This is a genomic window from Cytobacillus sp. Bac17, from assembly GCF_024519925.1.
GTDB lineage: Bacteria > Bacillota > Bacilli > Bacillales > Cytobacillaceae > Cytobacillus > Cytobacillus pseudoceanisediminis.
This window is the reverse complement of sequence record NZ_JALJRC010000005.1, coordinates 185,874-195,874: the sequence shown is the minus strand read 5'-3', so window position 1 is coordinate 195,874 and position 10,001 is coordinate 185,874. Positions and strand designations below refer to the sequence as shown.

The window sequence follows — 10,001 nt, the reverse complement described above, 5'->3', positions numbered from 1 at the left end:
CACCTATCGTCCTAGAAGCAACAGGACATTATCATTCCTCTGTTGTTCAATACTTGGAGGACCGTGGATATTTATTGATCATCATTAATCCACTGATTTCTTATAAGGCGAAAAGTTCAAGTCTTCGGAAAGTAAAGACAGATGCGGTCGATGCTTACCATCTCTGCGAGCTGTTTTATAAAGAGGATCTTGAGCCATATAAAAAGCGTGGAGTTCAACTTTTAAACCTTCGAAATCTTACCAGACAGCACGAGAATATAACGGGGGTATTAATCCAAACAAAGCTACAATTTCAAGCCATTCTGGACCAGGTCTTTCCTGAATATAGAGGGGTTTTTGGTGACTTATATTCGGTAGTATCACTGTTAACTCTTTCAGAGTTTCCCTCATCTGAAGATATATTAGAGGCAAGCGTTGAAACCATAGCTGACAAAATCGCTCAATTATGTAAAAGCCGTTCATACAGATGGGCTAATGAAAAAGCTATTCAACTCAAAGCTGCCGCAGACCGAAATCCGTTTGAAAAGACTTTGTATCAGAGTCATATTTTGAGTCTTGGTATGTATATAAACATTATTCTTCAATACAAAGAGCACCTATCCAAGTTAGAGTCAGAGATAGATGCCCTCGCTAAAGAAGTTGAAGAATATAATATTATCAAATCTATCCCTGGTATCGGTGAAAAGATCGCTGCAACGATCATTTCAGAAATTGGGGAGATAGATCGATTTAATGATCCTAAAAAGCTCGTAGCTTTCGCTGGAGTTGATCCTAGTGTATTCGAATCTGGTAAGTTTACAGCCACCAGAAACCGAATCACGAAAAGAGGATCCAGTAGGCTTCGTCACGCCTTATATATGGCTGTTCGTTGTGCGATTCGTGACTGTCGCAAGAGTAAAACAAGCGATGAAATTATTCCTCGAAATAAGAAATTACGAGAGTTCTATGATAAAAAACGTGAAGAAGGAAAACCTTTTAAGGTAGCTGTAATTGCTTGTGTAAATAAGCTCTTACACTGGATATTTGCCCTTTTAAAAAGCAAAACAACTTTCCAAGATATAGCTTAAAACCAAATTAAACTAAATATCACAAAACCTTCCAACAACAGAATAATGGAAGGTTATTTGGCATGCGCATTTTTAGTATAGCATGAGATATTTTAAGTTTTTATTGAAAAATATTGACAAACTATTAGCTGGTTTAGTTTTAAAGGAAAAAGCTGCCTGATAAGCAGCTTCCGTTCAACATAACCCCTTTAATTCACCAACCTCAACCATTTTTACGATAAATAAGAAGAATCCATTATGAAAAAAGAATAATCACTTTTTAGCAGATTTAAATGTGGATTACAACAAAGTTTGATCATTTTCTACCTATGATTTTCAACAATTGCATCCTTAAATTGAATTTTACATATTCCTAAAAAGATATATCCCAAATCCAAGGGTATCTCTGCCCCATTTCAGATATGTACTTCTCCAAGTCCGGATTTTTTGTAACATCGCATCGCGATCTGGATCTTCAGGATGTTCGCAGCAATAATTCTCAATGGACATAGAATAAAGCCACTCATATTCATCCCATTCATCTTCGTTAGCAGTGTAAGACCATAGTGGAATTAAGCCAAGTTTTTCGCCAGCCTTCACATTCTCGAAGTGGCTTAGTAATTCGGATTCTTCAGCTCCCCCAAGCGCCTCTAAATATTCTTTACTTGGCTGCTGCTTCCAGTAGCCTTCACCGATGAGCACATATCCACCCTTTTTTACACACTTTCTCAGCGTATCCAAAGTTTCATGTAATCCACCTAATGCATGAGTTGAACCAATACAAATTGCTGCCTCAAACGGTTCATTAATTGTCTTCATTGCTGCTTTAGCATCTTTTGTAATGATTTCAATATTATTTAAAACCCCTCTTTTTTCAGCATTTACCTGAAGTTGTTCTGTGAATCCAATATATTTCTCGATAGCAATACATTTAGCTCTGTATCGTTCAATAATCCGAAAAAGAATCTCACCTTTCCCAGCACCGATATCAATTACTTTGTCATTATCTTTTAAATCAAGTAATTCAATAACTTTGTCTATCTTTGATGAATTCACCGGATTATAAAAAGTGTGGCTTTGATGGGCTATTGCTGAATATCTGTTTCTATCCATAAGACCTCCAGAAACTTATTTTATTATTCTCTATCATATTTTAAGAAATGGGCAGCTGTTCAATCATCTAGCCTTTTATTTGAACATTACAGCTAGAGTCTTTAAATCAAAAGAAATTCTAATAATCTCTCATGCACTTCTATATTTTCAGTAGGCCTCTATATTTTTCTTTTGTATAAAGGGAATAAGCATTCTTATTATTATTGAGTTTCTCAATGGTGATTTTGAAAAAGAGTTAATCCTCTTTTGGTTTTATACCTTAACTGGTTTATGTTTCATAGAGCTCGGCAGCAGCTTCAGGCTTGATTACTTATTCAATTAAAACCCCTTATTCTCCTGCAAAGACTGTTCCACTAGCCTGCCCCTTTATCCATCCAAGAAGTGCAAAAATCAGCGCTGCACCACAGAGAGTGAAAATGGATAGGAAGTGTCAATACTGGTAGTTTAAAAAGAAAAAGCTGCCTGATTAGCAGCCGAACATGAATATAAGCATTCTTATTCTTTGTAGCATTGGGTACCCCATATCTTACTAACTAAGTACCTCCACAGTAAAACCTCCTGGGGCTTTAACATAGAATGTCCATCGATGAGCCATCTTAGGCGGCTTCACATCAAATCCATCATCCTTCAATCGTTGATTGATCTCGTTTACTCGTTCATTACTCTCTTGAAAGAAGCCTATATGAAAGGACTTGGGGTAGTTGGCCCGAGTATCTTTCATCAAAGCTAATAACAATCCGTTATCGTCAGTCATTACAGCAAATGAATTGCTATTGATGCTCTCGGTTTGCAAGTAAAAATATTTCTCCAAGAACTCTCGAGCAGCGTTAACGTCGGTGACCGTAAGATTGATATGGTTTAGTTTCACAGGATACACTTCCTTTTCTTAGCATACAAAGTAATTTTACATGCTTGATTTAGACTTCTTGCTTCCTCCTCTATTGTAGTGAATAAAATTAATTCAGGGATCGACAAATGGAATGAAGTTCACTGCAACTTTTGATTGAAATTAAGCCTTCGGTTTATTGAACGATTAGCACAATTACAATGTAATTTACTGTAAAGTCTGCTCATATATGACAAACGGGCACTTATCCTTATTCAGGAAAAGCACCCGTTAGTCGAATAAGAAAAAAGATGCCAATCATGCTGATCTTCAGCTCTTGCACCCTTTAGTTAAATAAGAACAGCCTATTTGCTATGAAGAAAGCTACTTTTCTTATGTTGTATAAACAGACAATAATACAAATTTATTTTATATAGTGTTTTTTAAATCTGGGTAAATAGAGAATTTTCGGCGTAAATTCACGAGGTTTTCTCCAAAGCTTTCCTCCAAGTGGTCTCTATGTTTCTCCATAATTTCCATTAGGTACAAATCATGAATCATGACTTCTGTAATTGGCATTACTAAACCTACATGCCTTGTCCATGCTGCACGGCTATCTTTCCCCAACGAGACAATACCTGCTACTACTTCTGAATCATCTGCACTAATAACAATCCATCGTCCACCATACTCTTCTGCAATTTCATGGCCCATATAATGGAGGTAAACATTAGCAAAATCAGAGGCGATTTCCCCATAAGCAATAATTGTTACGTTGACCCCTCTGCTTGCTGCCTGTCTTAGATCAGACTCCAATTCTTTGAATTCCTCTTTCCAAACCTCTAAAAGAATTCTTTTTTTTGCAAATAAAATACATTCTTATCGAGTATTTCATTGCGTCCAGTGATGTTCCAGATATTTTCACGGTCATTTGCAGAACGTTCTAACTCTGCTAATGATTTTTCTGCCAGTTCAAAATTTTCTTCTGCTTCCCTTCGTCGGTTTTAATTAGCTCCTTTGCAGGTACAGGAGTATATTGAGGTGTGTTTCCATGACTAACCAGAATGTCTCCTCGTATAGCGAGACTATCTAGAACTTCATATATTCTTGAATTATTAGAGTTATATATACAAAGTTTAAAAGTTATTCCATTCATGGTCAGGGCATTATACTTGTTACTAAATTTGAGAATTAATACATAAAAAAGGGTGGATAATCTAAAGATCCACCCGCACACCAAGATTTACCTATTGTCGCGCTCCTGGTTGACATCACCAGGACTAAGGGGGTTCTAAGTTCCCTTAGTTACAATCCATTATATGCCATTTCCTGCTTGTTTATGTCCCAAATAATGTGAACCCTTCTTGTTTGGGGTTTTATTCTGTTATTAGCTGACTCTTCGATTAGAAATTGAATTTATCCAGAGTTTTTACTGGGCTTTCTGCAAGGGAACCGGCTTGGCTTGTCCTTTTGCTTCTTTTCTCTCCCTGGACAATGATTTATAGAGCGAAATGCTAATAATGCCCAATATGATGGTAAAAGGAAGAGCTGAGACCAAGGAAGCAGTTTGCAGCCCTTTTAATCCGCTGCTGGCAATTAACACGGCAGTGATCCCAGCCATTAATACACCCCAGATAACTTTTACCATGTTGGATGGATTCAAATCCCCATCTGACGTCATCATGCCCAGGACGAAAACAGCTGAATCAGCTGAAGTTACCAGGAATATGACGATTAGGACCAGCATAAGCACTGATAACAATGTGTATAATGGAAACTCCTTTAACAGAACGAAAATGGCAGTTGTCACATCTTGCGAAACAGCTTCGGATATGGCGGTACCCTGGAATAAATCCATGTATAATCCCGTTCCTCCGAAAATGGCCATCCATACAAACCCAATAGCCGGAGGGACAACCATTACACCTATTACAAATTCCCTGATCGTTCTCCCCTTTGAAATCCGGGCAACAAAGGAACCGACGAAAGGAGACCAGGCTATCACCCATGCCCAATAAAAAACTGTCCAATCCTGAACCCACGTTTCTCCTGTGTATGGGGTCAAGTAGAAGCTCATTTCCATAAAATGCTGGATATAATCGCCGATGGCAAGGACGAAGCTTTCAAATATGAATACCGTGGGACCTCTGAACAGGAAGAACACCATTAAAGCAAGGACCAAAATCATGTTTGTATTACTCAAAATCTTAATCCCTTTATCAATACCGGTAGTAGCTGAAACAAGATAAAGGGCGAGCATGATGCCTACAATGCCGATTTGCACCCAAGGGTTGTTTGGAACTGAGAAGACATAGTTCAAGCCGCCATTAATTTGCAGGACACCCATTCCCATCGAGGTGGCAATTCCCGTTACCGTAGCAATGACAGCAAGTATATTGACCGCTGACTTCAGCCTTTTTCTTTTTTCTGGGTGATTTGCGCTTAATACTTCGCCTACAAGAACCCTCCTTTTATGACGGTATTGATAGTAAGCAAGAGCCAGTCCGACAATGGCAAAGACTGACCATTGATGAATGCCCCAGTTAAAAAAGGAATATCGCATGGCTACCCGTGCGGCTTCTGCTGATTGCGGCTCTACTCCAGGAAGCGGTGGAGAAGAAAAGTGAGACAGCGGTTCTGCTACACCCCAAAAGACAATTCCTACACCGAAACCCGCGCTGAACAGCATACTGATCCAGGCAAATAAGGAATATTCGGCTTTTTCTCCATCCCGCCCGAGTTTTATGTTTCCATATTTACTAAAAGCAAGGTATAAACAGAAGAAAACAAAAAGAGCTACACTGAGTAAATAAAGCCATCCAAATGATTTACTTGTAAAGTTAAAAACGATAGAGGCATTTTTTGCAAGACTATCAGGTGAAAAGGCTCCCCAAATGGTAAAAAGTCCAACGATTATGGCTGAGATTTTAAAGACTGGATTGTTATATGAAGCGCGGTCCCGGTTTTTCTTCAAAATAAAATCCTCCTTATTAATCCTTCTTTTCTTTTATTTGGCTCAATCAAAGCAGTGACCCTGTGTGCCTGCTGGAAAACTGCAATGCAAGTTTGATAGGGCTTTTAATATAAAGCCTGTCTGCATTTCAAAGGTTTAGGAATGTTGTTGAATGACATAAATTATGACTTCAGCTATCTAAAAGGAAAGGAAGACCCTCCGGAGCAGCCGGATCGTTCTTCCTCACACGATATTCAGGCAGCTTGACAGCTGTCTGGTATTATTAAATTAAAAAACTTCTAATAGCTCGATAATTTAAAGCAGACTACTTTCGGTTCTGTCATCTCCTGAATGGAGAATTTGATTCCTTCCCTGCCTAACCCTGAATTTTTCACACCGCCAAATGGCATCGCATCAATCCGGTAATCACTGCTGTCATTGATCATTATTCCGCCTACATCCATTTTGGCAATGGCTTTATGTGCTTTTTCGATATCCTTGGTAAATATTCCGGCCTGCAAGCCATAATTTATGTCATTCGATTTACTGATTGCTTCATCAAGACAAGATACTTGGTACAAAAGTACAACCGGACCAAAAATTTCTTCTTTCGCAATGGTGCAATCTTCCGGGACATTTTCGAGAACAGTAGGCGAATAAAAAGACCCATTCCTTTTCCCGCCTGTTAATATGGCTGCTCCTTTTTGTTTCGCTTCATTAACCATTTTTTCTACCCGGACAGCCTCTTTTTCCGTAATAAGCGGCCCCATATCCGTCAATTCTGATTGCTTATCCCCTACGCAGTATTGATTTGTTCTGGCTACGAATGCCTGTTGAAATGCCTCATAAACGGAATCCTGGATATACACTCTTTGGACACCGAGGCAATTTTGCCCTGCTGCCCAAAATGCCCCGGAAACCGTTGATTCAACAGCCTCTTCCAAATCAGCATCTTCCAGCACAATGACAGGAGAATTGGACCCCAGCTCCATACTTATCTTTTTCAATCCCGCTTTCCGTGTAATTTGTTCCCCGGCGTCCAGACCGCCAGTAAAGGTAATCATCCTTACAGCAGGATGGGTAACAAGAACATCCCCAATTTCGCTTCCATAACCAGTGATGACCGATAACACTTTAGGCGGCAATCCGGCTTGTTCAAATGCTTCGGCGATTAAAAGGGCGCTGAGAGGAGTCACTGTTGCAGGTTTTACGATAATGGCATTCCCGGAAGCAATGGCGGGACCCACCTTATGCGCTACAAGATTTAATGGATCGTTAAAGGGTGTAATGGCGCCTATAATTCCAATCGGGAAGCGGCGGTAGTATCCCAGACGGTTTTCACTCCCAGGCATTTGGTCAAACGGAATGGTTTCTCCATGAATCCTTCTTGCTTCTTCTGCACTGATCCGGAAAGTCTGAATGGCTCTTTCCACTTCCTTTGAAGCTTCCCGAATGGTTTTGCTTCCTTCCTTTGCAATCGTTTTGGCATATTTTTCTTTATTTACTTCAATGTAGTCTGCAGCCCGATTAATAATAGCCATTCGCTGATGGACAGGAAGGGAAGCAGCAATCTTAGCCCCCTCTTTCGCTTCTTCAATACAATTAAGCATATCTTCCTTCGAAGCTGCTGGTACAGTATCAATGATGCTGTTATCCTGCGGATCACGAACTTCAATTAATCTTTCGCCTGTCGTCAATTCGCCTGCGATAAACATTCTTTGTCCGGTTAGTTGAGTGGTCATGCTTATTACCGCCTTTCCGATTTAGATTGAAATAAGCTGCCTTTCACGATTAATGGAAATTAAGTCAATCAAAAGGGAGAATCCTGTCTCTATTTTCCCTGCTCCTGCACCGCTTAATGTGACTGTGCCCAAAAGATCGCATTGATACGTAATGGCGTTTACAGAGCCTCTGATGGAAGCCAAAGGATCTTCAGCATCCAATTTTTCAGGTGCTATCGAGGCAATAACCTTGCCGTTTTCCTTTTTGGCTTTCGCAATTAGCTTCCAGGACTTTCCTTCCGCCTTTGCCTTCTCAATATCCTGTAAAGTGATGCCTGTAATGCCCTTGCATTCCACTTCCCCTACTGATAAAGGAGCATTCATAACATGGTTAGAGAGGATAACAATTTTATATCTTGCATCGTATCCCTCTACATCACTAGCAGGGTCCGCCTCTGCATAGCCGAGCTCTTGTGCCTCTTTAAGGGCTGCTTCATAAGGGACTCCATCCTGTTCCATTTGGGTCAGAATATAATTGGTTGTCCCATTCAATATGCCGCGGATTTCCGTAATATCATTCCCGGCCAAGGCAGCAGCCGGCATCCGCAACGCTGGTGTACCGCTCATGACCGTCCCCTCGAATCCCCAATAGGCTCCATGCCTTTGCGCCATTTCAGATAGCTCCTGGTAAGCGAGGGCAACAGGGCCTTTATTGGTCATCACTACATTCTTTCCTTTTTCAAAAGCAGCCTTACAGTGGTCTATGGCGGGCTGGCCGGTTTTGACATCTGTATAGGAAACCTCAATAATCGTATCTGCATTGGTGTCCTTGATGGTTCTGATGCTGTCCCATCCCCTGATTAATCCCGGTCTTTCCGGATAATTCTCCAAACTCCCTGTTTCTTGCAATACTTGCAATACTGTACTGATATCCAGGCCGCCTGGATGGTAGATCGACCCTTTCATTAAATCGGAAATGGCGACAATTTCAGCTTCAAATCCTTCGTTCTGTTTAAGTGCTTCTTTCTTATCACGCAGAATTTCCGCCAATCCCTGGCCAACAACCCCAAATCCTATAAACGCCAATTTATGTGCCAAGCATTTCCACCTCCAAGTTTTGGTCAATTTGTAATTTCGGATTCTTTTTTAAAAACATGCCCGCCGTTTGTGCCAAAATGGCTGTTCCGATCGGCAAACAGGCTTCATCCAAATCAAAAATCGGTGTATGAAGATCACGCTGAACCCCCTCTATTGGTGCACATCCTAGGAAAAACATGGATCCTGGTATTTTTTCAGTCACATAGCCGAAGTCTTCCCCGCCAAGGCCAAATGGGCGCCTGGTAATCCCCATGCCTGGATATGTCTTTGTAATGGCGTCCGTTATCCATTCATTGACAGCAGGATGATTTTTTAAAGCTGGCTCCCCTCTTTGGATATTCAATGAAAAGGATCCGCCCAAATGCTCCACGATAGAAAGCGCTTTCTTTATTTCTGATGCCAAAAAATCACGGACTTCCGGTGCATAGCTCCGAATTGTGCCCTGAATAACTGCCTCAGTCGGAATGATGTTGCTTGCTGTACCTGCATGGATTTGCCCAATACTGATAACGGCAGCATCCAGCGCTGAAACTCTCCTTGCTGTAATTCCATACAGTGCCTGCATGACCGGGCCAAGCATCCAAATAGGATCAGTGCCAAGCTCCGGATAAGCTCCATGGCCGCCTGAGCCATGGATTTTCACTTCAAAAACATCCACATTCGCCATACTATAGCCATCGCTGATTTGCACTTTCCCTACTGGAAGCCATGGACAGACATGGAGGGCAAGGGCAGCTTCAGCCTGGTCATATGCCCCTGCACGGACCATATACGATGAACCGGAAAGTCCGTTAGCGTCAGTACTCTCCTCTGCTGGCTGGAAAATAAATTTAACCGTCCCTTTCAATTCGCCCTTTTTAAAATGATCCGAGAGGAGGGAGGCAGCCCCGAGGAGAATAGAAGTGTGTGCATCATGTCCGCAAGCATGCATCACACCTTCAGTCTTGGACGAATAGCCTGTTCTATTTTCCTCCGTAATCGGCAAGGCATCCATATCAGCCCTCAGTGCAATGACTGGTCCATCTCCCGCGGTCAAAGTGCCTACTACTCCTGTTTCAAGCCCAACACCTGTTTCTACTTCTATTCCATCTATGTCCTTTAACACATCCGCAACAAAACGGGAGGTCCCGAACTCCTGAAAGCTAAGTTCGGGATGCTGATGAAAATGACGGCGCCATTCCACCAGTCGGCCTGCCAAATTATTCGCTTGCTCAACGATTGGATGATTATTTGACATCATCTCT

The 10,001-nt window shown here is 41.2% G+C and carries 7 protein-coding genes and 1 pseudogene; 1 reads left to right on the top strand and 7 read right to left on the bottom strand.

Annotated features, from left to right (window positions below):
- Positions 1 to 1,067 (top strand): IS110 family RNA-guided transposase (locus tag NR125_RS09925; protein WP_256815226.1); only part of this gene is annotated, 1,067 nt, incomplete at its 5' end.
- A gap of 342 nt (positions 1,068 to 1,409) precedes the next feature.
- On the opposite strand, the gene NR125_RS09920 is transcribed toward NR125_RS09925, so the two are convergent.
- The 7 genes and pseudogenes from NR125_RS09920 to NR125_RS09890 all read right to left on the bottom strand — a co-directional run bounded on the left by NR125_RS09920 (position 1,410) and on the right by NR125_RS09890 (position 9,994).
- Positions 1,410 to 2,159 carry an SAM-dependent methyltransferase gene (locus NR125_RS09920; RefSeq protein ID WP_192908731.1) on the bottom strand — a complete coding sequence of 250 codons (750 nt, stop codon included), beginning with the start codon at positions 2,157 to 2,159 and terminating at the stop codon, positions 1,410 to 1,412.
- Positions 2,160 to 2,688: 529 nt separating this feature from the next.
- A complete protein-coding gene (locus tag NR125_RS09915) occupies positions 2,689 to 3,027 on the bottom strand; it encodes a VOC family protein (RefSeq protein WP_009334028.1) in 339 nt (112 codons plus the stop codon).
- A 382-nt stretch (positions 3,028 to 3,409) separates the two neighbouring features.
- Positions 3,410 to 4,096, bottom strand: a pseudogene (locus NR125_RS09910) (TrmB family transcriptional regulator); the annotation flags it as partial.
- A gap of 318 nt (positions 4,097 to 4,414) precedes the next feature.
- Positions 4,415 to 5,959 carry a BCCT family transporter gene (locus tag NR125_RS09905; protein WP_009334027.1) on the bottom strand — a complete coding sequence of 515 codons (1,545 nt, stop codon included), beginning with the start codon at positions 5,957 to 5,959 and terminating at the stop codon, positions 4,415 to 4,417.
- Between the two features lie 278 nt (positions 5,960 to 6,237).
- Positions 6,238 to 7,680 carry an aldehyde dehydrogenase family protein gene (locus tag NR125_RS09900; RefSeq protein ID WP_256815223.1) on the bottom strand — a complete coding sequence of 481 codons (1,443 nt, stop codon included), beginning with the start codon at positions 7,678 to 7,680 and terminating at the stop codon, positions 6,238 to 6,240.
- 21 nt (positions 7,681 to 7,701) lie between these two features.
- Complete coding sequence (locus NR125_RS09895) at positions 7,702 to 8,757, bottom strand: homoserine dehydrogenase (protein WP_256815222.1); 1,056 nt, start codon at positions 8,755 to 8,757, stop codon at positions 7,702 to 7,704.
- Positions 8,747 to 9,994 carry a M20 metallopeptidase family protein gene (locus NR125_RS09890; RefSeq protein WP_256815235.1) on the bottom strand — a complete coding sequence of 416 codons (1,248 nt, stop codon included), beginning with the start codon at positions 9,992 to 9,994 and terminating at the stop codon, positions 8,747 to 8,749. Before NR125_RS09890 ends, NR125_RS09895 begins: the two co-directional genes overlap by 11 nt.
- Positions 9,995 to 10,001 lie beyond the last annotated feature (7 nt).

Bases quoted from the DNA above. Each gene is read 5' to 3' on its own strand.
- NR125_RS09920 (WP_192908731.1), bottom strand. From the start codon at position 2,159: ATGGATAGAAACAGATATTCAGCAATAGCCCATCAAAGCCACACTTTT.
- NR125_RS09900 (WP_256815223.1), bottom strand. From the start codon at position 7,680: ATGACCACTCAACTAACCGGACAAAGAATGTTTATCGCAGGCGAATTG.
- NR125_RS09890 (WP_256815235.1), bottom strand. From the start codon at position 9,994: ATGTCAAATAATCATCCAATCGTTGAGCAAGCGAATAATTTGGCAGGC.